Source organism: Methanospirillum lacunae (assembly GCF_003173355.1).
GTDB lineage: Archaea > Halobacteriota > Methanomicrobia > Methanomicrobiales > Methanospirillaceae > Methanospirillum > Methanospirillum lacunae.
The window spans coordinates 161,570-185,319 of the sequence record NZ_QGMY01000008.1 but is presented as its reverse complement, the minus strand read 5'-3'; the positions used below and the strand labels follow the sequence as shown (position 1 = coordinate 185,319).

General features: G+C 45.9%; 24 protein-coding genes. 20 read left to right on the top strand and 4 right to left on the bottom strand.

The window, feature by feature from the left end:
- Positions 1-63 precede the first annotated feature (63 nt).
- Positions 64-348, bottom strand: a complete 285-nt coding sequence (locus DK846_RS11025; protein WP_109969009.1) for a hypothetical protein — start codon at positions 346-348, stop codon at positions 64-66.
- Between the two features lie 17 nt (positions 349-365).
- Between DK846_RS11025 and DK846_RS11020 the strand changes: the two genes are divergently transcribed.
- The 6 genes from DK846_RS11020 to DK846_RS10995 are packed head-to-tail and all read left to right on the top strand — an operon-like array spanning position 366 to position 7,544.
- Complete coding sequence (locus tag DK846_RS11020; protein WP_109969008.1) at positions 366-2,297, top strand: proton-conducting transporter transmembrane domain-containing protein; 1,932 nt, start codon at positions 366-368, stop codon at positions 2,295-2,297.
- Complete coding sequence (locus DK846_RS11015) at positions 2,294-3,235, top strand: respiratory chain complex I subunit 1 family protein (RefSeq protein WP_109969007.1); 942 nt, start codon at positions 2,294-2,296, stop codon at positions 3,233-3,235. The genes DK846_RS11020 and DK846_RS11015 overlap by 4 nt, the downstream gene beginning before the upstream one ends.
- On the top strand, positions 3,232-3,924 hold the full coding sequence (locus tag DK846_RS11010; RefSeq protein ID WP_109969006.1) for a hydrogenase subunit: 693 nt from the start codon (positions 3,232-3,234) through the stop codon (positions 3,922-3,924). Before DK846_RS11015 ends, DK846_RS11010 begins: the two co-directional genes overlap by 4 nt.
- A complete protein-coding gene (locus tag DK846_RS11005; RefSeq protein WP_109969005.1) occupies positions 3,921-5,405 on the top strand; it encodes a proton-conducting transporter transmembrane domain-containing protein in 1,485 nt (494 codons plus the stop codon). The genes DK846_RS11010 and DK846_RS11005 overlap by 4 nt, the downstream gene beginning before the upstream one ends.
- Positions 5,402-6,946, top strand: coding sequence for a hydrogenase large subunit (locus DK846_RS11000; protein ID WP_109969004.1), 1,545 nt, complete (start codon positions 5,402-5,404; stop codon positions 6,944-6,946). Before DK846_RS11005 ends, DK846_RS11000 begins: the two co-directional genes overlap by 4 nt.
- Positions 6,927-7,544: an NADH-quinone oxidoreductase subunit B family protein gene (locus DK846_RS10995; RefSeq protein WP_245926528.1), complete on the top strand. Its 618-nt coding sequence runs from the start codon at positions 6,927-6,929 to the stop codon at positions 7,542-7,544. The genes DK846_RS11000 and DK846_RS10995 overlap by 20 nt, the downstream gene beginning before the upstream one ends.
- Positions 7,545-7,560: 16 nt before the next feature.
- Here DK846_RS10995 and DK846_RS10990 read toward each other — a convergent pair whose 3' ends face one another.
- Positions 7,561-8,112 carry a diacylglycerol/polyprenol kinase family protein gene (locus DK846_RS10990; protein ID WP_109969003.1) on the bottom strand — a complete coding sequence of 184 codons (552 nt, stop codon included), beginning with the start codon at positions 8,110-8,112 and terminating at the stop codon, positions 7,561-7,563.
- A gap of 218 nt (positions 8,113-8,330) precedes the next feature.
- Here DK846_RS10990 and DK846_RS10985 point away from each other — a divergent pair, with 218 nt between their 5' ends.
- The 9 genes from DK846_RS10985 to DK846_RS10945 all read left to right on the top strand — a co-directional run bounded on the left by DK846_RS10985 (position 8,331) and on the right by DK846_RS10945 (position 17,061).
- Positions 8,331-10,460: a HAMP domain-containing methyl-accepting chemotaxis protein gene (locus DK846_RS10985; protein ID WP_109969002.1), complete on the top strand. Its 2,130-nt coding sequence runs from the start codon at positions 8,331-8,333 to the stop codon at positions 10,458-10,460.
- 114 nt (positions 10,461-10,574) lie between these two features.
- Positions 10,575-12,698: a HAMP domain-containing methyl-accepting chemotaxis protein gene (locus DK846_RS18395; protein ID WP_181391739.1), complete on the top strand. Its 2,124-nt coding sequence runs from the start codon at positions 10,575-10,577 to the stop codon at positions 12,696-12,698.
- A gap of 78 nt (positions 12,699-12,776) precedes the next feature.
- Positions 12,777-14,543 (top strand): SulP family inorganic anion transporter, encoded by a 1,767-nt coding sequence (locus tag DK846_RS10975; RefSeq protein ID WP_109969000.1) that lies wholly within the window; start codon positions 12,777-12,779, stop codon positions 14,541-14,543.
- Positions 14,544-14,670: 127 nt separating this feature from the next.
- A complete protein-coding gene (locus tag DK846_RS10970; RefSeq protein ID WP_109968999.1) occupies positions 14,671-15,489 on the top strand; it encodes a TrkA C-terminal domain-containing protein in 819 nt (272 codons plus the stop codon).
- Positions 15,490-15,491: 2 nt separating this feature from the next.
- Positions 15,492-15,872, top strand: a complete 381-nt coding sequence (locus tag DK846_RS10965) for a hypothetical protein (RefSeq protein ID WP_109968998.1) — start codon at positions 15,492-15,494, stop codon at positions 15,870-15,872.
- Between the two features lie 5 nt (positions 15,873-15,877).
- Positions 15,878-16,174 carry a hypothetical protein gene (locus DK846_RS10960; protein WP_146201204.1) on the top strand — a complete coding sequence of 99 codons (297 nt, stop codon included), beginning with the start codon at positions 15,878-15,880 and terminating at the stop codon, positions 16,172-16,174.
- Positions 16,171-16,392 (top strand): hypothetical protein, encoded by a 222-nt coding sequence (locus DK846_RS10955; RefSeq protein WP_109968996.1) that lies wholly within the window; start codon positions 16,171-16,173, stop codon positions 16,390-16,392. The genes DK846_RS10960 and DK846_RS10955 overlap by 4 nt, the downstream gene beginning before the upstream one ends.
- Entirely contained in the window at positions 16,389-16,745 is a 357-nt protein-coding gene (locus tag DK846_RS10950; RefSeq protein WP_109968995.1) for a hypothetical protein, read from the top strand. The genes DK846_RS10955 and DK846_RS10950 overlap by 4 nt, the downstream gene beginning before the upstream one ends.
- Positions 16,699-17,061: a hypothetical protein gene (locus DK846_RS10945; RefSeq protein ID WP_109968994.1), complete on the top strand. Its 363-nt coding sequence runs from the start codon at positions 16,699-16,701 to the stop codon at positions 17,059-17,061. The genes DK846_RS10950 and DK846_RS10945 overlap by 47 nt, the downstream gene beginning before the upstream one ends.
- Before the next feature lie 69 nt (positions 17,062-17,130).
- Here the strand turns inward: DK846_RS10945 and DK846_RS10940 are convergent, their stop codons facing one another.
- On the bottom strand, positions 17,131-18,567 hold the full coding sequence (locus DK846_RS10940; protein WP_109968993.1) for an MFS transporter: 1,437 nt from the start codon (positions 18,565-18,567) through the stop codon (positions 17,131-17,133).
- A 63-nt stretch (positions 18,568-18,630) separates the two neighbouring features.
- On the opposite strand from DK846_RS10940, the gene DK846_RS10935 reads away from it, so the two are divergent.
- Positions 18,631-18,852: a PspC domain-containing protein gene (locus tag DK846_RS10935; protein ID WP_109968992.1), complete on the top strand. Its 222-nt coding sequence runs from the start codon at positions 18,631-18,633 to the stop codon at positions 18,850-18,852.
- Between the two features lie 118 nt (positions 18,853-18,970).
- Here DK846_RS10935 and DK846_RS10930 read toward each other — a convergent pair whose 3' ends face one another.
- Positions 18,971-19,822 carry a substrate-binding periplasmic protein gene (locus tag DK846_RS10930; RefSeq protein ID WP_109968991.1) on the bottom strand — a complete coding sequence of 284 codons (852 nt, stop codon included), beginning with the start codon at positions 19,820-19,822 and terminating at the stop codon, positions 18,971-18,973.
- A gap of 945 nt (positions 19,823-20,767) precedes the next feature.
- Between DK846_RS10930 and DK846_RS10925 the strand changes: the two genes are divergently transcribed.
- The 4 genes from DK846_RS10925 to hdrB are packed head-to-tail and all read left to right on the top strand — an operon-like array spanning position 20,768 to position 23,739.
- The gene (locus DK846_RS10925; protein WP_109968990.1) at positions 20,768-21,034 is read left to right on the top strand and encodes a 4Fe-4S binding protein; all 267 of its coding nucleotides are present in this window, start codon (positions 20,768-20,770) and stop codon (positions 21,032-21,034) included.
- Between the two features lie 57 nt (positions 21,035-21,091).
- Complete coding sequence (locus DK846_RS10920) at positions 21,092-22,258, top strand: 4Fe-4S binding protein (RefSeq protein ID WP_109968989.1); 1,167 nt, start codon at positions 21,092-21,094, stop codon at positions 22,256-22,258.
- A gap of 12 nt (positions 22,259-22,270) precedes the next feature.
- Complete coding sequence (hdrC, locus tag DK846_RS10915) at positions 22,271-22,846, top strand: CoB--CoM heterodisulfide reductase subunit C (protein WP_109968988.1); 576 nt, start codon at positions 22,271-22,273, stop codon at positions 22,844-22,846.
- Between the two features lie 2 nt (positions 22,847-22,848).
- Positions 22,849-23,739 carry a CoB--CoM heterodisulfide reductase subunit B gene (gene hdrB / locus DK846_RS10910; protein ID WP_109968987.1) on the top strand — a complete coding sequence of 297 codons (891 nt, stop codon included), beginning with the start codon at positions 22,849-22,851 and terminating at the stop codon, positions 23,737-23,739.
- Positions 23,740-23,750: the final 11 nt, after the last annotated feature.

The following is a 23,750-nucleotide window of genomic DNA, read 5'->3' as shown; positions in this document are numbered from 1 at the left end:
TCATAGGAGTCCGGGAACAGAGGGATTAAATATAGTAATGCAGTCCGGTTTACTTGCGGTTTTTCAGAAGATCAGGCGCTCTGACACATTGGTGATATCAGGAAAATGTCGACAATTCTGACGACAAACCACTGACTCACTTATAAACGTCTCTTTACTGGATGCTGTAAGATCGACCCATGCGCCAAATGGGTTATCTATACATGGATTTTCCACGAACGATAACCTGATAAATTCAGGCAGGTCTTTGGCGATTTTTATGCAGAATACCCGGATCGTATTCATTTTCCCTGGGATGACAACCATCGATTCTGCAATACCTGTCTGACCACCTTCTGCCTCTATCACATATTCACGGTTTTATCATGATTGATCTCTTTATTCCTGCTGTCTTTTTCTATCTTGCAGCAGGGGTCATACCCATATGGCTCACAGGCATCAGATCGTATCGTTACTGTTCACTACTTCAGGGCTGTGCAGGTGCACTCACAATCCTGGCCTCTGCTTCAGCCCTGCTCCGTATCACTGGAGGAGAACGTATTTCATTCTCTCTGACACCCCTCTTCCCGGTCATTCTTGGCATTGACCGCCTTACGGCAGCCTTCTCTCTCCTTCTGGGCATTCTCACGATTGCAGTCTGTTGCTATAGTCCAGGATATATCGCCCGGATGCATGGGGGAAGAAGTCGCGATCTGCTCTGCAGCCTGATCCCAATCTTTCTCACCAGTATGCTCCTCGTTCTCCTTTCAAGGACAACATGTGCATTCCTGTTCTTCTGGGAGATTATGGCTATCTCATCATTCTTCCTGGTCCTGATCGAATACCAGGATGAGAAAACCAGAAAAGCCGCATTCTTCTATCTGGCAATGACCCAACTCTCAACGGTCTGTATCTTCCTCGGAGTCATCCAGTTATACCTGAATTCAGGCTCGTTTGAATTCCCAACAGGAATATCCATAACAACACTCCCCGGGCTGCTGGCATTTCTATCTATATTTCTCGGAATTGCAATCAAGGCGGGAGCAATACCATTTCACAAGTGGCTGCCATACGCCCATCCTGCTGCTGCATCTCCGGTCTCGGCCCTGATGTCAGGTATGATGCTCAATACAGCCCTTTACATGCTTGTCCGTGCAGTCACCGGATTTTTTATTCCAAATATCACATCAGGTCTTGTCATTCTTTTCTTTGGGTGCCTTACTGCAGTTCTTGGCGTGATGTATGCTGTAAAGGAACAGGACCTCAAAGGATTGCTTGCATACTCTTCAATAGACAATACCGGGGTTATCCTGACAGGAATTGGGTTGTTTGTTGTCTTTACGGCAACCGGTCATCAGGCAATCGGAACGATGGCACTTCTCGGGGCAGTGTTTCATGCTGTCAGTCATGGCCTCTTCAAGGGACTCCTCTTTCTCACAGCCGGATCAGTGAACATGGCAACCGGGACACGAAACATCGATGAACTCGGCGGACTCCTTGTCAGAATGCCATGGACAGGCGGGCTCTTCTTTGTTGGTGTCCTCGCAATCTCGGCTCTTCCTCCCCTCAACGGATTTGCAGGAGAACTGCTTATTTACCAGGCACTTATCACCGGGCTCATGCAGTCTGAGCCTCTTATGCAGGTGCTCCTTGTCATCGTCCTCTCGCTCTTCGGTCTCACCGGGGCCTTAACTGCAGTCTGCTTTGTAAAGGCCTTTGGGCTCACATTCCTCGCACTCCCAAGAACACCGGCTGCAAAACAGGCACACGAAGTTCCACTCATGATGAGGGCTGGTCCTGCAGTCTTATCGATTGCCTGCATCCTTTCCGGAATATTTTCATCCCAGATTCTCTCCATCCTTGGATACCCCGGATATCTGCCAGATCTACTCCTGCTCTCGATTCTTCTGATTGGGGCACTGGCATTGACATACGCTGCAGTATATTCTCTTGCATCACGGGAGACACGAATTTCCATAACCTGGGGATGCGGAATGCAGGATCCCACAAGCAAAATGGAGTATACCGGTTCAGGGTTCACTGAGCCGGTTGTCAGGATCTTTGCCCCGATATTCAGGACACGAATTACATTCTCTAAAGAATATCAGGATTCTGAACACTGTTTTGTCAGATCCGGAACAGCTCGGATTGAACTCATGAAATTCTTTGAAGAGTATCTGTACCTCCCGGTAGCCAGGCTGATAGACTCATATGGTTCAGCGGTTTCAAGGCTCCAGAACGGTAACGTGGACACATATGTCCTGTATGTGTTCGGTGCTGTCGTGGTGCTTGTTGTTGTTATGGGGTGGCTTGCATGAGTTTTACTCCGGTCCTTGCGGGTCTGTTTAATCTCGGATTTGTCCTGTTAATATCGCCTCTTTACATGACTGTTGTTAAAATAGTCAAGGCACGGGCACAGAGACGAGCAGGACCTCCCCTTCTGCAGGGATACTACAATCTTGCAAAACTCTTCAGAAAAGAGGTGGTATACTCAGATTATGCAAGTTTCATCTCACGGGCAGCACCGTATGCCTCACTTGCCATTCTGATGGTTGCTGTCCTGCTTGTTCCTGTCATCTGGATTCCTGATGCAGCACCTGCAGAAGGAAACATCATCGTCTTTTTGTACCTTCTTGCATTCACCAGGTTCCTGCTTGCACTCCTCGGACTTGACGCAGGAAGTACGTTTGGAGGTATGGGAAGTTCCCGGGAGATGAGTCTTTCTGCTGTGATAGAACCAACAACAGTCGTTGTATTCGCTGCAATGGCATATGTTGCAGGCACCCTCTCAATCCCTGAAATGTTCAGGCATGCAACAACAATCATCCCGGGAATGAGCCCGACCATCCTTCTTCTCTCGGTCTCACTTTTTATCCTGATCATCGTAGAGACAGGCAGGGTTCCCGTGGACAATCCCGAGACGCATCTTGAACTCACTATGATTCATGAAGGAATGCTTCTTGACACATCAGGGAGAAATCTGGCACTCTTTGAACTCTCCCATGCGGTTAAACAGACCCTCATGATGGCACTGCTCATCAACATTCTTATCCCGATCGGAATCATTCAGGAAGCCTCTATTATTGGGCTTGTCCTGGCTGCAATCCTGTTTCTCATCAAAGGAACTGCACTATCAGTTCTGATTGGCATTGTTGAGTCTTCATTTGCCAAAATGCGGTTCTTCAGGGTACCGGGCCTCTTTATGATGGCGTTCTTCTTCTCGGCGCTGACCATCCTGAGCGAGGTGATGTTGTGATCGAGCCCGGGATGGTATCTACTCTGCTCAGGATCTGCCTGATCCTGGTTCTGATATCTGCTGCATGCCTGCTTACGACAAGAAACCTCTCGTCACTGGTCAGGACCTATGCACTCCAGTCGCTGATCCTCGTTGCTATCGCTATTCTGATTGGTGTGATAGAAAACAATAGCATCCTTCTTTTGATTGCAGGAATTACCCTGGTTTCAAAGGTGATCGGGATTCCCTGGTTCATCAGGATCATACAGCAGCGGATTAAGATCCAGCAGGATTTGAAGTTCAGTTACCTGCAGCCCGGAGGAGCCCTCATGGTCAGTATGCTGTTAATCCTGCTTGTGTATCTCTGTTTTTCGCGGGTACTCAAGGATCTCTTCACCGAAAACAGTCTCTTTTTCATGGGTTCAGTGATTGGGGTCTCGCTGATGATGATGGGTCTCATCGCCATCTTCACCCGCCAGCTCGCAATTACCAAGGTTATCGGATATCTTTCGATGGAGAACGGGGTGCTCCTCTTCGGTTTATTCGTGACTGAACTGCCGTTCATTACCGAGTTTGTTATCATGGTGGATCTGATCATCCTCGTACTTCTGACAACAATCCTTACGGTAGGAATGGATTCAAGCATTGACGCGTACACAAACAGGCTGAAAGAGTTTCATCTCTGGTCTGAAGAGGAGGTGCAGGCATGACATTGCTTGTGGCTCTCCTTTATCCGGCAGTCACTGCCATTATTCTCCTGCTTCAGGCAGTCCAGAAATCACACAGGCAGATGAGCCTGCTTGGAGTGATACACTCTGCAGCGACTCTTATCATAACCATCCTGCTTATGGCAATGCCTGATGCCTGGAACGGTGCATTACTCTCGCTCTTCATGATTGACCACTTGAACCTGATCCTGATGCTTGTCACCGGAGTAATCTTCACCTGTGCCAGCATCTATGCAGTCGGATACATAGACGGACTGGTCAAGGCAGGTGAACTGAGCAGACGAAGCCTGCGAATATTTTATCTCGGTTTTTCGCTTCTGCTCTTTGTCACCACCATGGCATTTTATGCACCGAATGTAGCACAATTCTGGATATTTGCTGAGCTTACCACTGTCTTCTCAGCCCTCCTCGTCTCCATCCTTGCGGTAAAAGAGAATATCGATGCCTCACTCAAGTACATCTTTGTCTGCTCCACATCGATGCTCTTCTCATTCATCGGGGTTATCTTCCTCTTTGAACTCATCAGGCAGAAGACCGGAACAGGAAGTCTTGACTGGCAGACCATTCTGGCAGAGGCACCATCCTGCAATAGCGGGATGCTCATGATTGCATGCACCTTCTTTTTCATAGGATTTGCAGCAAAATCAGGAGTTGTTCCGCTTCATACCTGGCTGCCTGAGGCACATGCTAAGGCACCATCTGCGGTAAGTGCGGTTTTGTCAGGAGCAATCCTGAACGTGGGGATATATGGAATTGCCCGGATAGCCGGGATTGTCCACCAGACTTCCATTGCACCCAGGATATCATTGCTCCTGATCATCTTTGGAATGCTTACCATGTCGGTAGCCTGTTTTTCGATGCTCAGACAGACCGGGATAAAGCGGCTGATTGCATTCTCATCAATAGAGAACATGGGATTTCTCCTGCTTGCAACAGGTATCGGAACACCGGTTGCATTCTTCTGGATGATCTATCACATGATGGGCCATTCGGTTGTGAAGGCCGGCCTTTTCTTCTCTGCCGGAATCCTGCACCGCCAGTACAAATCCCATACCCCTGGAACAGAGGATCAGATAGGAGATCTCTTCAGATTGCAACCGTTTGCAGCAGTGGCATTCATTATTGGATCAGTTGCGATCATTGGAACACCAATCTTCCCTCTATTCCTTTCAAAGTTTGGAATCCTGTTAGAATCAGGAAAATTATCGCTTTATATCCCGCTGCTGGCATTACTGCTCTTTGCCCTTGCAGGAGCCGCCATATTCAGGTTTATTCTTGATATCATGGGAAAAACATGTGCAGAGGGCGAAGTTCCATTGCAATACATCGTGCCAATCTGGATGAAGGTACCGGTCGTGTTCCTGCTCGCCCTGTCAGTTTTTATGGGAGTTCTGATGATTCCGGGAGAGGAGGCATTCCTTTCTGCAGCCGTGCATGATATTGGGATCGGGGGCGGTATATGACCCAGGCACTCTCCGGCAGAATACTGCTGAAAGAGGACCAGACTGCCCGGTATTACCGCATTCCAGGCGGAGAGATCGTTTCGACGATTAAGGACCTCAAAGAGAAAGGATTGAACCTGATCTCAATCTTCGGTGTAGAGGAGTTTGAGGGAGAAACCGGATGCAGCCTGCTCTATGTATTAGAAAATCCAGGCTCAGAGAAGATGCTTATTCTGGTTTCGCATGGTAACGGAATGGCACGCTGCTCGGTGTCAGGGATATTCCCTGTTGCTTCCCTCTTTGAACGGGAGATTGCAGACGGTTTTGGAATTGTCTTCACTGGAGCGTTTGATACCCGCAGACTCTTCCTTCATGAAGCATATCCGGCAGGGTTCCATCCGCTCAAAAAGGAAGTCCAGAACAAACCACCGACAACAGTCGGAGAGAATAAACCGGGTGATCCATACCAGTTCAAAACCATCGAAGGAAGCAGCGTCTTTCAGGTCCCGGTCGGCCCGGTCCATGCAGGAATCATAGAGCCGGGTCATTTCAGATTCAGTGTCATCGGTGAGACGATCGTAAATCTTGAAATTCGGCTTGGATATCTTCACCGTGGACTTGAGAAATGTGCCGAAGGAAAAACCCCGGAGCAGACGGTCAGAATAGCTGAATCCATATCTGGGGACGAATCCGCTGTGAACGCCTGCGGGCTGTGTATGGCAATCGAGCAGATATGTGGAGTTACCATTCCACCCCGTGCAGAGTACATCAGGGGAGTACTCCTTGAGCTTGAACGGGCCTGCTCACTTCTTTCAGATCTTGCAGGAATGGTAACTGATATCGCTCACCCGGTTTCTGCAAGCAGATTCACGGTCCTTCGAGAACATATCCAGCGGGAAGCAGACCAAATCTGTGGTTCCCGGTTTCTCAAAGGTGCCATCTGCCCGGGTGGTGTATCTGATCAGATCTCAAAAGAATCACTGGACCATCTCTTTAAAAATGCAGGTGAGATAGAGCGTGAACTTGATGAGATTGCAGGGTGGGTGCTCTCAATCCCGTCAGTTATTGACCGGTTTGCAACCACCGGTGTTGTTCAGCCAGAACTGATACGATCTCTTGCTCTTTCAGGTCCGGTTGCCCGGGCCTCGGGATCGTTTGCCGATACCCGTATCAACCACCCGTATGGAGTTTACCGTGAAAGGATACCGGGTCAGGTCTGTGAACAGGGAGGCGATGTTCTTGCACGATTTACACTCAAACACCAGGAGATCCGTGCATCACTTCGGTTGATCCAGGAACTGATTGTCTTTCTTCCTGAAGGTCCTGCAAAAATCCCGGTTCAGGTTCATGACGGGTTTGCACTTTCTATGGCAGAGTCTCCCCGGGGAATGGTGCTGCACTGGGTCTATATCAGAAACGGATTCATTGACCGGTATAAAGTCAGGACAGCGTCGTTTTGTAACTGGTACGCGATAGAACATGCAGTTATTGGCAACATCGTTGCTGATTTCCCGGTCATTAACAAGAGCCTGAATCTCTCGTATGCAGGAACTGATCTCTGATACCATGATTGAAACTGTTGTAAATCTTTTTAAAAAACCGCTCTGCAGTGAAACTTCACTCAAGTCGTATCCTAACGGAAATGAACCGGATAACCGGGGGATAAGGGAGAAAAGTAAAACCAAGGAAACAAAGGAAGTCAGAGAGAATCAGGAAATAGAAGAACTCAACACTGCCCTCCACCAGGAGATCACACGACTGTTTGGCAGAAGCCTTGCAATCAGGGAGGTTGACTGTGGAAGCGATAATGCAGCAGAGATTGAACTTGGAAACCTCTCTTCCCCGTATTATGACATTGAACGCTTTGGAATCACATTTGTCGCTTCACCACGACATGCAGATGCTTTGATGGTCACCGGGGCAGTGACCTGTGCCATGGCTGATGCACTCAGGAAAACGTATGATGCTACACCGAACCCGAAGATAGTGATAGCAATCGGAGATGATGCATGCACAGGCGGGATATGGAAGGGATCATACGCAGTACTTGGCGGGATTGATACCGTCATCCCGGTAGATCTGAAGATCCCGGGAAATCCTCCGAGGCCAGTTGAGATTATAAAAAGTCTGCTTACCTTGCTCAAATCACGAGAGAAGTAGACCCTGGTGCACTTTATCACCAGGGCAGTAGCACCAGGAGCAGATCGATGATTATCGGAAGAAGCAGATTGTCATCAATGGGACTGCCAAGTTCAACAATACCGGCAACCACTGAAAGAACTGCTGCCTTAACCGGGTCCATAAAGAATAACAGAACAATAAAAGTCACGATTATTGCTCCGCCTGAACCTTCTATGGATTTGTGATTAATGATCCTGATCCTGCCATATCGCAAACCAATAATGGTAGCCATTCCATCGAGCACTGACAAAATGAGTATACCCTGGGCTGCCACAACTGATGGAAAGAGAATCAGGGTAACAAGGGCAGTAAATACAAAATAAAAAGCCCCTTTACCAGGAAAAACACCCGGACGCTCAAGATGGAATATGAGTTCGTGTATCAGCGGAACATTGATTTTACGCATCTCAAGATCGATGAACCAGAGCCCGACAAGTAATCCTACACCAAGGATTATGAGGGTACTCTCTTTTGGAACATAGTATATCAAAAGCGTGATAAGCAGGCCGAAGACCATATGAACGATCTTACGCCAAAACTCATTCATTACCAGTTATCTGTCACTGAGATGATTAACTATGTCGATATTACGCCATATTTTTATTGCCCAATTACGACAATTACGGCAATTATAAATATATACAATATGGTAATACCACATTTTTCTGATATCTCAATATCAGAAACATCATAATCCTAACAGAGCGACATAAGATATTAGCAACGGATTCGATAAGTTAGAGATACAAGGATATTTGGTAAAATATGCATAGGAATTTAGAGAAAATTAATGACATCCCAATTGGAACCAGGCTCATATGTGGATTTATACTTGTAGTAATCCTCATGTCTTCAATAGGGCTTATTGGTTTTTTTGGTATGAATGCCATAGGCAATGAGATGGACAAAGTCTACTCTGATGGAACTGTCCCTCTTTATGAAGTTACAAGCATTGAAACCTCACTCAACTCAATTCGTGCCCTTGTTTTCCGGACGTTTTCAGTTCCTGCTGAAAGGCCGCAGGACCTGGAAAGAATGCAGACCGAGATTCAAACCATAGACAACCTTATTAGTAAACTCAAGCAGGAATCACTCAGTCCCGAGCAGCAGGCAAATCTCACATTATTTGAAACCCAGTGGGCTGATTACAAATCTGCTGCAAAAAATGTCTTTTCCCTTCTTGAGGATGGAAAAACCAACGATGCCCTGACATCTATCGCAAACGGAGGACAGCATGCAAATACCAGGCGGGCTACGGCTGATACATTCGCCTCCCTCAAGCAGGGTATTCTTGTTGATTCAAAGAATATTGCTGAGGCAGGACATGCAGAAAAAGACCGTATTATTCCATTAATGGTTGGCACTGGAATTATTGTTGCAATCATTGCTCTTGCAATAGCAGTTTTCCTGACTAAGGGTATCACCAACCCCCTTCATCAGGTCATAAACCAGTTTAAACTGATGAAAACCGGGGACATTGGTGCAAGATTGCGACTTTCCAGGAAAGACGAGATTGGTGAAATGGCCACAATGTTTGACCAGTTCAGTGATTATCTTGAACATAATGTTGTTGAGACCATGCATCGCATAGCAGCCGGCGATCTCACCTCTTCAATCACGAGTCAGGGTGAAACCGACCAGATTTCTCCTGCACTTTCAAACACCCTTACTTCTCTTACAACTGTGATCAACGAACTCCAGAAGATCTCATCAAAAGCAGCAGCAGGTGACCTCTCTGCACGGGGAACCCCTGGAAAACTCCAGGGTTCATATCAGGAGATAATACTTGGCTTTAATTCTACCCTGGATATACTCATAAGCCCGGTAAATGAGGCAATTACTCTTTCAAGACAGTACGCTGACTGTGACTTTACCGCCCGGTTTAATCCAAAAATCCGGATTGAAGGTGATTTCAAGGACTTTAGAGATGCTCTTGACAGGATTGGAACTGAAGTCTCGTCAGCACTTAAAGTTGTTGAACAACAGATGACAGACCTCATGGACCACTCAGGAAAAGCAACATCAGGAATTGAAGATGTAAGAAGAGGGGCCGGAATAATTGCAGGGAATGCCGAGCAGACAGAACATAACGCTGAACAAAGCAAAGAAGGAATAGCACAGGTTTTACGTGCAATGGAGGATCTTACGAGCACAATAACATCGGTATCAACGAATGTTGAGGCCGTTGCTCAGTCGGCCTCTGAAGCTGATCGCCAGGCTAAAACCGGGATTCTATCTACTGCAACGACTGAAGAGGGGATGAAGAGTATCAAACACTCTTCTTCAGAAGCTGAAGCTTTAGTCAAAGAGATTGGAGATCAGATGACTGAGATCACCAAGATCATCGATATCATCACTGATATTTCAGAGCAGACGAATCTGCTTGCACTCAATGCTGCAATTGAAGCTGCCCGGGCTGGTGATGCAGGTCTTGGATTTGCGGTTGTTGCCGGTGAGGTTAAAGAACTTGCGAACCAGACCGGTAATTCAGCCCAAAAAATTGCTGCTATGATCAGTACCCTTGAGAAAAAGAGTACAATGGCAGTAAAAGCCATGGAAGGGGCAGGAGAGGCAATAGAGTACGGTGAAAATGCTCTAAAAGAGACCGTTCAGGCGTTTAACCAGCTCACTATTTCTGTAGAAGATATCAGCAAGAATATGACAAGTGTTGCTGGTGCGACTGAGGAACAGGCAGCATCCTTTGAAGAGATTACTGCAAGTATAACAGAGATGAACAGTCTGGTTTCAGAGACTGCAAAAGATGCAATGAATTCATCAGCAACAGCAGAAGAAGCACTGTCAGTTGTAGAAATGATTACATCAATTATTACAGATATTAATGATTCTGTTGCAACCACAACCGATGAAATGAAAAAATTCAAGGTTACATTATAGACCTCTCTTTTTTATAGCCCTGCTTTCCGGAACTCTCCCATCCCTTACTTTGATGTAGTGATACGTGAATTCATTGTATTACTCATCGGTGGGATGAGACCGGAGGCACTTAGTATGATACGACTGCAGTTCATCGACAATATCAGAATAGGTCAAAAGTTAATAGGAGGGTTCGTGCTGGTTACCCTCCTTATGTGTCTGATTGGGGTTATCGGATTTTCAGGAATGAACACCATTTCCAGGCAGATGGACCATATGTATACTGAAAATACCATTCCCCTTACAGAGATAGCAAGTATGGAGGTCTCATTGAACTCAATGAGGGCTCTTGTATTCAGATCCATGGCTATCATTGATGAGCGTGAACAGGATGAAAACCGGTTGAAGACTGAAATTACAAATATTGAGAGTCAGATCCAGAATTTAAGTTCTTCATCAATGACACCAGAGGAAGAAAAAGTCTTTGAGACATTTAAAACGCAATGGGTGACCTACAAAAAAACAGCTGTCGATGTTTTTGAACTTGAAAAAGCAAAAAAGGAGCAGGATGCACTTACCTCCATTAAAAACGGTGGTGACCATGCAAATGCAAGACGGGCAACAGTAGCTACCTTTGACCAGCTCAAACAGATAGTACTCAGTCAGGCTGAAATTACAGCAAAAGCAGGCTCAATCGAGGTAAAAAACTCGATAACTTTTATGACAGTTGTCGCGCTGGTTATCATCATTATTTCCCTGTTCATCGCTTTTTCCCTGACACGATCAATCACCGAACCATTGTATCAGGTTATGAACCAGTTTGACAGGATGAGCAGAGGAGAGATCAATACCAGGCTTACCCTTGTTAGAAAAGATGAGATTGGGGACATGGCAGGTATGGCAGACAGGTTTTCTGATTTTCTTGAACAGGAGGTCGTGGTAACACTCCAGCGAATAGCACAGGGAGACCTTTCTACAAGTCTAACTCCAAAAAGTGAGAATGATCAGATAACACCTGCTCTCATCGAAATGAGTAACGCTGTTACCGGAGTAATAACCGAACTTGAACTGATATCATCACGAGCTGCTGAAGGAGATCTCAAAGCCAGAGGTGACGAGATAAAATTCCATGGATCATATCAGCAGATTGTAAAAGGGTTTAATACAACACTTCTGTCACTGATTATTCCAATCAATGAAGCCATACGGCTTGCATCAGAATACTCAAAATGCAACTTCACTGCAAGGTTCTCAAACAAAGTTGAGGTAAAAGGAGATTTTGTTGCATTTGAGCATGCCATGAATGAGATTGGGCTTGAAGTGTCCAGTGCCCTTGGTGTGATAGGTACCGAGATGAAAGATCTTGAATCCCAGGCCAAGATGGCTGAATCCGGTATTGAAGATGTCCAGAGGGGAGCAGGGATTATTGCAGCTAATGCTGACAGCACCAGGGCCAATGCAGAGATGAGCGAAGAAGAGATTGTTCAGGTTCTGAGGGGGATGGAGGATCTGACAAATCATGTGATGAAAGTATCTGCTAATGTGGAAGCCGTAGCTCAATCTGGAAATGAAGCTGACCAACTCGCCAGGAAAGGAATTACTGCTGCAGCAAGTGCTGAAGAGGGCATGGAGAGTATAAGAAAAGTATCAGGTGAAGCAACAGGAATTATATTTGAAATTCGTGATCAGATGGTAGAGATCAGCAGAATCACAGATATTATTTCAGATATTGCAGATCAGACAAATCTGCTTGCACTCAATGCAGCGATAGAAGCTGCACGAGCCGGGGATGCCGGGAAAGGATTTGCAGTTGTTGCCGGAGAGGTAAAGGGATTAGCTGAACAGGTTGGCACAGCTGCCCAGAAAATCGCCACAATGATTTCTGAACTTGATAACCGGAGTTCACGTGCTACTACAGCGATGAAAGAAGCAGAATCAGTTATTGAAGACGGCAGTACTTCTCTTCGTGAGACTCTTGAGATCTTTTCATCACTAACAAAAGGAGTTCAGGAGATCAAAACCAATATGGATGCTGTTGCATCATCATCTGAACAGCAGGCAGCATCCTTTGAGGAGATTACTGCAAGCGTTCATGAAATGAGTACTCATGTCAGGCAGACCTCCAAAGATGCAATGAATTCTTCTTCTACAGCCGAAGAAGCACTATCAGTAGCGCAACAGATAACAGACATCATTAATGATATTAATACAGCAGTATCTACCACCACTACTGAGATGCAGCGGTTTTTAATTGTATAAATTCTGGTAGAGTAGGGCAATACCTGCCCATATACTCATATAATCCTGCTACTTTGTATCCAATACCGTATTGAACATATGCAGATCAATCAACCTTCCTGGGCCACTATTCGAGGAGAACTCGCAGCAACCCTCCCAATCACCGGATGGCTTCCAGTATATACTAAGAAACTATTCCGTGCAGACATTATTGCAGGCATTACCCTTACCGCATTTGCTATTCCTGAACTCATGGCATATGCACAACTTGCCGGACTTCCCCCTGAATATGGGTTATATGCCGGTATTGTTGCTCCACTTGTCTACTGTCTCTTTGGCACCATCAGGGAGATGAACATCGGGCCGAGTTCATCAGAAGCCATCCTGACTGCAGCAATGCTAGGGATGCTTGTTGGAATTGATGCTGCACGATATGCCTCCCTTGCAGCACTCACTGTTCTTATGGCTGGATGTTTAGCCATTATTGCACGTATATTCAGGCTCGGGTTTATTGTCAACCTCATATCAGAAACTGTCCTTAAAGGATTTCTTGCAGGAATGGGATTAGTCATAATTTGTGGCCAGTTGTTCAAGATATTCGGCATTAAATCAATATCAGGAGCATTTTTCGATCAACTGATATACCTTATCACCCATCTTCCTTCAGCAAATCTCCCAACTGTTGTAATTGGAGTAGGTGCAATAGCATTTCTTCTCTGTGCTGAACGAAGATGCAGAAAACTCCCGGCTGCCCTGATTGTAGTTATCTTCTCAATATTGGTTATGAACTATACAGATCTGGCATCACGCGGTGTTCAGGAAGTTGGGGTCATCCCGGCAGGACTTCCCAGTTTCATCATTCCCAATATCTCATTTAATGATGTTCAGTTCATATTTCCTCTTGCATTTGCAATCTTTCTCCTTGCCTATGTTGAAGACATGAGTATCGGGACATCTCTTGCCAGGAGATACCATTATAAAGTCGATTCAAACCAGGAACTTCTTGCTCTCGGTGCAACAAGTATTGCAACCAGCCTTTTTCAGGGTTTTCCGGTTGCAGGCAGTTTTTCCCGGACAGCACTTAATGAGATTAATGGGGCTGTAACTCAGATAACCGGGGTCATTGCAGCAGTCCTCACTGCTATTGTTGCCTTGTTCCTCACCGGTCTTTTCACCAGAATGCCTGAAGCAATCATCGGAAGCCTCATTCTCGTGGCTGTTCTCAGACTGGTTGATGTGAAGGGGCTTTTAAGGATAGCAAAAATCAGTAGAAACGAATTTGGCATAGCCATTGCCACATGTGCAGGAGTCCTGCTGTTTGGTATCCTTTCAGGTGTGTTCATCGGTGTCATCCTCTCTCTTACCGATATCTTATACCGGGTAACAACACCAAGAATTGCCATTCTGGGACGGGTTCCCAATACCAGACAGTACGCAGACCGGATTAGACATCCGGAAAATATTGCAATACCCGGCATCCTGATCATCAGGGTTGATGCTCCGCTGATCTTTGCCAATGCCGAGATGGTCAAAGACCGCATAGAGGAACTGATTGCAGAAGATCCAACGGTCAGGCTTGTACTACTTGACATGAGTACGTCACCGATTGTTGATGTCTCTGCATCTGATATGATCGTTGACCTCTACCAGGAACTCACTACTGCCGGGATAAAACTCAGAATTGCAGATGCCACCTGGCAGGTAAGAAGGATGCTTCGGATATCAGGGGTGGAGGATACGATAGGTGAGGAGATTACCCAGACCACCTCGCTTGAGACTGTACTTGAAGACTGGAACTGTGCTGCATCGGCCACACCGGTCTGTCCAGTTCCTGAACTGGAAAACATCTTACAGGATCAGAAATAATACCGGGTCACCCATATAGGCCGCGAAAGGTTGAGTATTCTGAAAATAACAATTTTATGACACGACATGGCTTAATTTTTTAGAATATCTCATAAATTTTATATGCCAATGATGCCTTTTATCCAGTATGGAGGAAGTTATCCTGCGGGCAATAAAACGTGCCATGCCTGGTCGCGGCAGAGCACGAGTCAATAGCAGCCTGCTTACAGAAATCGGGATTGAAGATAAAACCGAGGTTGAGGTTGCGACTCCCGAAGGGGCTTCAATCACTCTTACCGTGTACGCTGACGCACTCGTAGAGCAGGGTCAGATCAGGATCAGTGAAGAGGATCTCAAGAAACTAGGCATCACTGATGGCACTGACGTGCATGTCAAAAGAAAGGTGCCGGTTACTGAACAGGTAAAAGACGCAGCCGGAGAACTTGCCGGAAAGATCAACCAGGGAGTCCAGGATATCGGTGAAACACTCTCTGAAAAGACTGCCGGCATCAGAGAGGGAACGAGCCAGGCTGCCCAGGATCTTCACGAGAAAGCTAAAGAAGTCTCTGCAAAGATTGTAGAAGAGGTCACCCCGATAGGAGAAAAGATTGGGGAAGCCGGACGTGAGACTGCAGCACGCATCAAAGACCTTGTTCCAACATCACGATTCAATGCAGCAGTAGAGGGAGGTCTGAAATCGCTCAAACCAGAAGACGCAGCAAACCTGAAAAAACTGCTTGCCGAGAGTGAGGGTGAGAAACATGCTGCCCAGGTGAAAGCTGCAACAGCATCTGGAAGGTCAATCCAGAACCTGACTATACCACCCGATGTCATGATTATTGCAGTACAACGGGCTGATACCGTCATACCCCTGGGTGACACTACCGTACTCGCAACCGGAGACCTCGTATACCTGGCTGGATCAGATAAGGGTCTTGAATATACGACCAAACTACTGGAGGGGTAGGCGTGGATATCACGTTTACAAACGACGGGCTTATTGGTATTGCTATCATCTTTGGAGTTATTGTCTTTATCTTCCTCATAGTTCGTGAAATCCGCCTGATGAAAACCAACAACAGGAAACTTGAACTTGAACTTGAGCGGGAAAAACTTAGTATTCTTAAAGAAGATTCAAGTACTAAAGGACCATCTTTGCTCAGAATAAGTGAAGATAAACTCTCATCGATGCGTGAAATCGAAGATCTGAATGCAGCCCTTCAATCTGACATCTTTGTAAAACAGAAACTTGTTGAAGGAAGGATCCAGAAACTTGAGAATATGATCAAGGATGAGAAACTCGACAGAATGCTGACCAAGATTCAGGATGAAGAGAAGAAAATTCTGTGATGGGTATGTATCCAACATTTACCAGAACCAAGAATTACATGCAGGAACTAAGTTCACTGCCTGGATCGATAGCCGATTCAATCCCTACCTTTGACAAACAACTCGACTCGTTCTTTGACCGTAATGCGGAAGCAGTCATTGAAGAGTGGGGACTTGTGACTGATGATGATCTCCGCCATCTGAAACAGAAACTTGAGTTCCTCTCATATGAAGTGGAGAGACTGGTGGTTGAAAAATCTAATCTGGAAAAACGTACTTCAGATTTGAAATTGGCAATCGAAGAACTGGAGAAGAAAGTATGAAGTTTGATAACTACCTCTCCGGATATCTCGACCGCAGAATGAGTTTGATCATCGAAGAGTGGCAGCTCTCCACCAGAAATGATCTTACCGATCTCACCCAGCGGTTCCACCGTGTTCAGGATGAACTTGTAGGTCTGAAGTCATTTGAACGGGAAACATCAACCAAACTAAGCGATCTCGAAACACGTGTCCGCCTGCTGAAGGAGAAAGTGAAATGACTCCGGAAGAAATACTTCTGATTGTTATTCTTGCTATCCTGGTAATCTTCCTGGTGTATTACTTCTTCAAGGGATCAGGTGGCAGAATTGCAATAAGCAGGCCTGTTGAAAGCAGGGTCGATGAGTACCTAGACCGAAAGTTTGAGCGGTTTGTTGAGGAGTGGTCACTGGTACGCAGACCGGTCCTGAACTCGTTCAAGGAAGATAGAAATGCAGCACTTACCCGCGATGAAGAGCGGATTGTGACGCTGAAAAAATTTGAGAGCGAGATGAAAACCACTCTGGAAGATCTCGAAGGTCGGCTCAATGCCCTGGAAAATTCCCTGGCAACAGAAAAAACCGGCAGGAAGTGATCAGACAGGGAGTTTTTACTCCCATCTTCGCTCCATGATTGGTGAGATTCGCAGACAGGGTGAGCCACCAGTCAGGGACAGCGAGTCATTTTCGCGGTATATCTGCGATCTCTGCCACCGGGCTGCCCCTGTTCCTTCATTGCGGCAATGTGTGATCTGTGGACGATGGGCATGTCCTGAATGCTGGAAGGATGAATTTTATGTCTGCAGTTCATGTAACGGGATCATCAGGCTACACCAGATACAATGCCCGGATGCATGTCCGAATCAGGAATCAGAGATAATCCCAAAAGAAGAGATCGAATATTCACAATAATTACGCATAATATTGATCCTTTAGCGTACAATGTTGTGGGGTTTTCTGTTTAGACAGAAAAAACCTTTTTTATCCATCTGAATGTTTCCTTTTAAAAGAGCATACCGCTCCAGTAAGGCAGAGCAACCCCCCAATGCCCATAATCTGTCCAAATACTGCTGCAAGCACCTGGGGATCTGCATCAAGAACCTGACCGTAATATCCTGATGTTGCAAGTCCAGTTGTCAGAAGGATGGCAGTGAGCGAGATACCAACCATGATGCCAAGATACATCAGGGTCGTTATCAGTCCTGATCCCATTCCCTGGAGCGAGGGAGGGACTGCAGCCATGATCTCAATCACATTTGGCCCCTGAAATATCGCCCTGCCAATTCCGGTTGCAACAAAGAAAACGATAATGAGAAGATACTCCATGCGGTAAAATGCAACACCGCAGCCAAAATAAGCAAATCCCATCAGGCTAAGTCCGGTGACTGTATATCCCCGCCACTTTGTCCGGTCGTATATCATTCCAAAGAGAGGAGCTGAAAGAATCATCGTAACCGGAGTGATCAATGCGATGAGGCCGACATGGGAGGGAGAGAGACCCATCACACCCTGAAAGTAAAACGGCTGACCGGTGAGAAGGATGAAGGTTGCAGCGAGATAGAGGACAAGACTGATTGAAGGAAGAACAAATCTGGAATTTCTAAAGATGCTGGTATATAATAGAGGCTGCGAGTGAGATCGCTCACGAAGGATAAAGGCAACAAAAAGAATTATCCACAGACCAGTCCAGACTCCCAGATAAGCGGCCTGGATGGGTGGATTCGCAAGCGTGTTAAAAACCATGGCTAATGCTGCCATGAAGAGAACGAGGAGTATAGCACCGGTATAATCGCTGAACCTGTACCCTTTCACGATACGATCAGCAGGGAGATAGTGAAGAGCACCGAGGAAGAGCAGGGTGCCCACCGGGATATTGAAGAAGAATATAAACGGCCATCCTGCTGTATCAACAATAAACCCACCGGCAGACGGACCTACAATAAGGCCGAGTGCTATCACAGCTGTGTTAAGACCCATCGCCCTTCCACGCTCATGAGGAGGGAAGATTTCGATGATTAAAGCCATGAGAACGCTCATCATCAGCGAAGCACCAAGACCTTGGAGTATTCTGAAGAAGATCAATTCTCCGAGAGTGGTGGAAAGACCGCAGGCAAGAGAACTTATTGTAAATACCAGTATTCCGGCTTTTAGTATTCTGCCTTTACCAATCCCGGCAGATATGGTTCCAACTAATAATACTGTGCAAAGAACGGTGATGACATAACTGGTCGCTATCCATTGTGTCTGGCCAACTGAGGCATTCAACAGGTGTGTGATCGTAGGAAGAGCAATTGAAACGATCTGAATATCAACAACTCCGATAAATCCACAGGCCAGGATGATAAGAAGGATGAGATGGCGATTCCTGGGAGGTACAAGTTGTGTATCACCGGAAAGTGATTTGAGTTTGTCATTCATGATATAAGTCTGGCTCAATTTAGGGAGTACAATTTTTGGGTATTGATATGAACATGATATGTCATGGTTGATAAACGGATATATCGATCCCGAAACGATAAAATCCTGGGTGGAGTGTGCAGTGGAATTGGACAATACCTGGATATTGATCCGGTGATCATCAGGTTAATCGCGTTATTACTATTATTTACCTGCGGAACCGGGATCCTGATCTATATCTGTGCATGGATACTCATTCCACTCGAACCGGAAGAAGAAGTGGTGACAGCCAGAGTAATATCCTGATTTTTCATTCAACTGTCTATTGACCAGGCCTAATACCTTGGATCAGGTAACCACCAAAGTCTAGTTTTTTATTTCATTTAAAAAAAGGTGGAGGGAAATGAAAAACCCCTCATTAACGTTATATTTTTGTATTGGAGTTTATTACAGCACTATATGAACGGATGTACTGCCCGAGGATCTGATCATATCTGCTCACTCCGGTCTCATTCTTCTCCTGCTTCAGTTCATCAAGAGCGTTCTGATATGAACTGACTGTTGCATCTGAAACATCCTTGCTGAAAGCATAATAGATTCCAACTCCTTCAAAGGTATACACTGGTACAAATGAATTATAATCCCCGGTTATCTGGCCAATATAATATCGTCCTGTGATTTCAGGATATACCCAGAGATCAATCTTCTTGTCGTGTATCATCGAGATGAGATCTGATATGGTATCTGCAGTGACAATACTGCTCTCATTTACCCCCCTCGCAAGAAGCTGGGAGATAGAAGCATCGTCGGATATTGCACCAATTCTAAAATGTGTTAAATCATCTGGAGAATTTATCAAAACGGATGATTCATTGGGAGCGAACAGAGCATACCGTTCATTGGATATCGGTCCAACCCACTTAAACAGGTTTTCTCGTTCAGGAATTCGGGCAGTTGAGAAGATAACTGTGTTGGTTCCGTTAAGAGCAGCCTCGTAGCCCTCCTCCCATGGAACGACGTGTATCATTTCAGGGGAGAGGTTTAATCCTGATTTTGCACTGATATCATTGAGAATATCTATGGAAAATCCCCTTACAGACCCATTCTCCTGATAATTATATGGTGGGAGTTGTTCAGTATAAAATGTCAGGTCTTGCGTGTGCTGTTTAGGAGATGCAGAAGAGAGTGTATCCTCTGCCAATACCCCTCCAGTAGGGATGAGCAGAATCATTGAGAGAACAGCGAGGAGATATACAGGCGATAAAGCATGAGACATGAAACGAAGTTATGCATGAAAGTATAAAGAGAACACAGTTTTATTCCACCATTCTTTACATACATTATTCAGAATCCTACTAAACCAGGTATTATTAATAGTGGCTAAACTTTCATACTCTCACAAGGTCCCAATCCAAAGAATCAGTGATATAAACCAAGTTTAAAATATTCAAGGATCCAGGTAGTCAGGAAATATCATTTTCTCAAGTCTGTGTAGATGAAGGGATTCTCAGCTCACCAGGGTTGAACATCTAACAATATAAGAAAATGATAGTTTTCTAAGAGGACAATGTGAATGCCTTTGAAAAAGTTGGATGAATCCGATACAATTATAAGTGCTCACCGGGTCGTTTTCATGTTGATTAATGGTGGGTGATTCTTCTGAAGATATTACATTTAAGCATAATACCTTCAGACACAGACCTTTTTGGTGCGGCACGCCAGGTCACTATCAGGTTGGGCGCATGAAAGTTGACAGAATCTAGTGAAAATTTATCCCTTGAATTTTGATTTAACGGAAATTGTTGCACGCATAAGAAAAATATGGACAATTTGGCCGAAAATGGAGAGACTTTTTTTTGAAATATCCCAAATTATAGCCTGAAACCGAGGAATATGCATTATATCAGATATTTTTGGATTTCTGGATTTTATTAACCCCTGCGCACGAATAAACAACGTGAATTGAGACCTATTTGTAAATTAATCAAATATTCGCAGATATTTATGTGAAAATCAAATTTACAATCATAATGAACAATCATGATAGATACATTCAAGTGTATAAATAATATCACTTATTTTGAGGCGTAGATAAAAAAGGAGTAATTTACATTTTATTAGAAAAAAGGGCAGAAAACGCGATAAAATTCAATACCTTTATCTATATTTTCCTACAACCTTTGTGCAGTCGATTTTAATCGATCAGGCTGGTGCGTAAGATATGGCATTTGCAGTACATGTGAACATTGAGCGATGCTCCGGCTGTAACAATTGTGTGGTGGCATGTCCGGTCAATGCGCTGGAACTCAACACAATCTCTCCATCCGAGGCCTCTGCGACCGATAAGATTTATAAGGTCATAAATGGCGACGCAATTATTCTTGATGTGAATCATGAACTTTGCGCCGGATGCGGGATTTGCGTTGATGCATGCCCGTACGATGTGATTCAGCTGTCGGGACAAACGCCTAATAAGGCATTCGCCTGAGGCACGTCCAGGGTATATTATCAGAACCGAAATCGTGAACACTTACGAGGTATCTTAATGTCAACACTGTTTCCGAAGTACTCGAAGTCCTATGATGGATCCCGGGTTATCATGGAGCAGCGGCTTCTTCAGCAGGTCAACAACCTCATCCTCGACAATGATATCTGCACGGGCTGCGGAATCTGTCGCGAGGTTTGTCCTGAAGAAGCAATAGCTGTTGGAGCTGTTGGAGGAGTCCAGCGTGGTCTGGTCTGTGATGCAGCAAGCGTCCACATTGATGAGACAAAATGCTCATACTGTGGTGTCTGTGTCATCATGTGCCCCTTCACAGCTCTCTCTCTGAAGATAAACAACGAAGAACGGCTCCCAATTCTTGAGAAAGAGGGATTCCCAACCTATGATAAGGGCACATCTATCGATGATGAGAAATGTGTCCGCTGCAACATCTGCCAGGATGTATGCCCACGTGATGCAATAGACCGTGACGTCCCACTCTTTGAGGGTCAGGACTGTGAGGGTCTAGCCAAAGGCCAGGGAGTCAATTTAAAGATTGATTTCGAGGTCGACAATGAGAAATGCACCAAGTGTGGTATCTGCGGAAATCTCTGTCAGGCATTAACTGTTGAGCATAAACCTTACACTCCGGAAGTTGGAAAGGTTGAAGGTCGCGTTATCTGGGACAGTGACTACTGCGACGGATGTAATGTCTGTGCAGAAGCCTGTCCAAACGATGCCATCAAAGTAACCCGTGAGATGTCAGGGAAGGTAAACCTTGGAAAGGTCAGCATCATCGAGGATGACTGTTGCACCTGCCGCTGGTGTGCCATCAACTGCCCAACCGAAGAAATCACAGTCAACAAGATCTTTGAGGGAGAGATCACCTTCCATCCTGAAAAGTGTCCGGGAGGTTGCTCAACCTGTGTCGATGTCTGCCCAGCAAACGCGATTTATACCCCATCCCCGCTTCCTGCAAAGGAGATGCACGGTAAGATTGAGGCAAACATCGCAGTCAACAAAGACTTCTGTATCCTCTGTGGTGCCTGTGTAAACGCCTGTCCTGGTGAGGACATTATCTACCTCAGGCGTGACTCAGTCAGAATCAAGGGCAAAGAGACTGACCTGTTCAAGAAGATCAAAGCCAAACTCTGTACTGCCAGAACCTCAATGGTTCGGGAAAAGGCATCAGGAATGGGCTCGGTCGAACTGAAGGCGGTCGGCCAGTAAAAGAGGATAGAAATGGCTGCAAAAAGTTACGACAACCCTGAACTGAACAAAAAACTTGCTGACACAAGATATCACAACAGTCAGTCAAATCCAGAGTTCACAAAGGACGTTATAAAGACAAGCCGCACAATCGCAAATATGTGTTACCAGTGTGGTACTTGCACCGGTTCCTGCCCATCTGCACCCCGCAGCACATACAGGATTCGCCTGTTCATGCGCCGGAATGTACTTGGACTCGAGAACGAAGCATTAACCGACCCAGATCTCTGGTTATGTACCACCTGTTATTCATGTACTGACCGGTGCCCACGTGACATCGCTCCAACCGATGTCATCATGGCAATGCGGAATCTTGCATTCAAGAAGGACATTGTTCCACGCAACTTCCTCCAGACCGTCCAGTTGATCTACAACTCCGGTCACGGTGTTCCGAACAACGATGTCAACCGGGCCGCAAGAAAGAGACTTGGCCTGACCGCTGACCCACCAACAACCCACATGTACCCCGAATATATCAAGGGTATCCAGAAGATCCTGGACCACTACGGATTGAAAGAGAACGCTGACCGTATCCTCAAGGGGGACTAAACGTGCACGAATACGCTTTGTTCCTCGGATGTATTGCACCAAACCGGTACCCCGGCTGTGAAGCATCCGCAATCAAGACCAGTGAAAAGGTCGGCATTAAATTACTGCCCCTTGAAGGAGCCAGCTGCTGCCCGGCACCTGGTGCATTCGGTTCCATCGATCTGACTGTCTGGTACGCCATGGCAGCCCGGAACCTTGTCCTCGCTGAGCAGATGAAGAAGGACATTGCACTTGTGTGCAATGGATGTTACAAGTCGATCTGGGAAGTAAACCACATTCTCAAGCACGACGAGGAACTCAGAAACAAGGTCAACGAAGTTCTGAAAGAGATCGACATGGAATACAAGGGAACCATCGATGTATTCCACCTTGCCGAGCTCTACTACGACCCCAAAGTCTGTGGTGTTCAGAAGATCCGTGACTCAGTAACCACTCCAATGACCGGAGCAAAGGTTGCCTGTCACTACGGCTGCCACTTAATGAAACCACAAAAGGATCGTCATTTTGGTGACACCGAGAACCCAATGTGGTTTGAAGAACTTGTAGCAGCAGTCGGTGCAGAGCCAGTTCAGTACCGTAATAAAATGCAGTGCTGTGGTGCTGGTGGCGGTGTCCGTGGATACGATATCGTCCATGCTCTCGACATCACCAACGAGAAACTCATCAATATCTCTGAAGTTGGTGCCGATGCAATCACTGAACTCTGTCCATTCTGTCAGCTCCAGTTTGACCGTGGTCAGATTGAGATCAAAGAGAAGTTCGGCGATGTGTACAACATTCCTGTTCTGCACTTCAATGAACTGCTTGGTCTTGCACAGGGTATGAGCCCACAGGATCTTGCTCTTGATCTGCATGCAATTGACTGTGCTCCATTCCTGGAGAAGGTGCTGTAAGGAGGCAATGA

What these genes read in the sequence shown, in the direction of transcription:
- DK846_RS10985 (WP_109969002.1), top strand. Translation starts at nt 8,331, where the DNA reads ATGCATAGGAATTTAGAGAAAATTAATGACATCCCAATTGGAACCAGG.
- DK846_RS10950 (WP_109968995.1), top strand. Translation starts at nt 16,389, where the DNA reads ATGACTCCGGAAGAAATACTTCTGATTGTTATTCTTGCTATCCTGGTA.
- DK846_RS11015 (WP_109969007.1), top strand. Translation starts at nt 2,294, where the DNA reads ATGAGTTTTACTCCGGTCCTTGCGGGTCTGTTTAATCTCGGATTTGTC.
- DK846_RS10995 (WP_245926528.1), top strand. Translation starts at nt 6,927, where the DNA reads ATGCAGGAACTGATCTCTGATACCATGATTGAAACTGTTGTAAATCTT.
- DK846_RS10920 (WP_109968989.1), top strand. Translation starts at nt 21,092, where the DNA reads ATGTCAACACTGTTTCCGAAGTACTCGAAGTCCTATGATGGATCCCGG.
- DK846_RS10955 (WP_109968996.1), top strand. Translation starts at nt 16,171, where the DNA reads ATGAAGTTTGATAACTACCTCTCCGGATATCTCGACCGCAGAATGAGT.
- DK846_RS10970 (WP_109968999.1), top strand. Translation starts at nt 14,671, where the DNA reads ATGGAGGAAGTTATCCTGCGGGCAATAAAACGTGCCATGCCTGGTCGC.
- DK846_RS11005 (WP_109969005.1), top strand. Translation starts at nt 3,921, where the DNA reads ATGACATTGCTTGTGGCTCTCCTTTATCCGGCAGTCACTGCCATTATT.
- DK846_RS18395 (WP_181391739.1), top strand. Translation starts at nt 10,575, where the DNA reads ATGATACGACTGCAGTTCATCGACAATATCAGAATAGGTCAAAAGTTA.
- DK846_RS10960 (WP_146201204.1), top strand. Translation starts at nt 15,878, where the DNA reads ATGTATCCAACATTTACCAGAACCAAGAATTACATGCAGGAACTAAGT.
- DK846_RS10945 (WP_109968994.1), top strand. Translation starts at nt 16,699, where the DNA reads ATGCCCTGGAAAATTCCCTGGCAACAGAAAAAACCGGCAGGAAGTGAT.
- DK846_RS10975 (WP_109969000.1), top strand. Translation starts at nt 12,777, where the DNA reads ATGCAGATCAATCAACCTTCCTGGGCCACTATTCGAGGAGAACTCGCA.
- DK846_RS11020 (WP_109969008.1), top strand. Translation starts at nt 366, where the DNA reads ATGATTGATCTCTTTATTCCTGCTGTCTTTTTCTATCTTGCAGCAGGG.
- DK846_RS11000 (WP_109969004.1), top strand. Translation starts at nt 5,402, where the DNA reads ATGACCCAGGCACTCTCCGGCAGAATACTGCTGAAAGAGGACCAGACT.
- DK846_RS10940 (WP_109968993.1), bottom strand. Translation starts at nt 18,567, where the DNA reads ATGAATGACAAACTCAAATCACTTTCCGGTGATACACAACTTGTACCT.
- DK846_RS10930 (WP_109968991.1), bottom strand. Translation starts at nt 19,822, where the DNA reads ATGTCTCATGCTTTATCGCCTGTATATCTCCTCGCTGTTCTCTCAATG.
- hdrC (WP_109968988.1), top strand. Translation starts at nt 22,271, where the DNA reads ATGGCTGCAAAAAGTTACGACAACCCTGAACTGAACAAAAAACTTGCT.
- DK846_RS10990 (WP_109969003.1), bottom strand. Translation starts at nt 8,112, where the DNA reads ATGAATGAGTTTTGGCGTAAGATCGTTCATATGGTCTTCGGCCTGCTT.
- DK846_RS10935 (WP_109968992.1), top strand. Translation starts at nt 18,631, where the DNA reads ATGGTTGATAAACGGATATATCGATCCCGAAACGATAAAATCCTGGGT.
- DK846_RS10925 (WP_109968990.1), top strand. Translation starts at nt 20,768, where the DNA reads ATGGCATTTGCAGTACATGTGAACATTGAGCGATGCTCCGGCTGTAAC.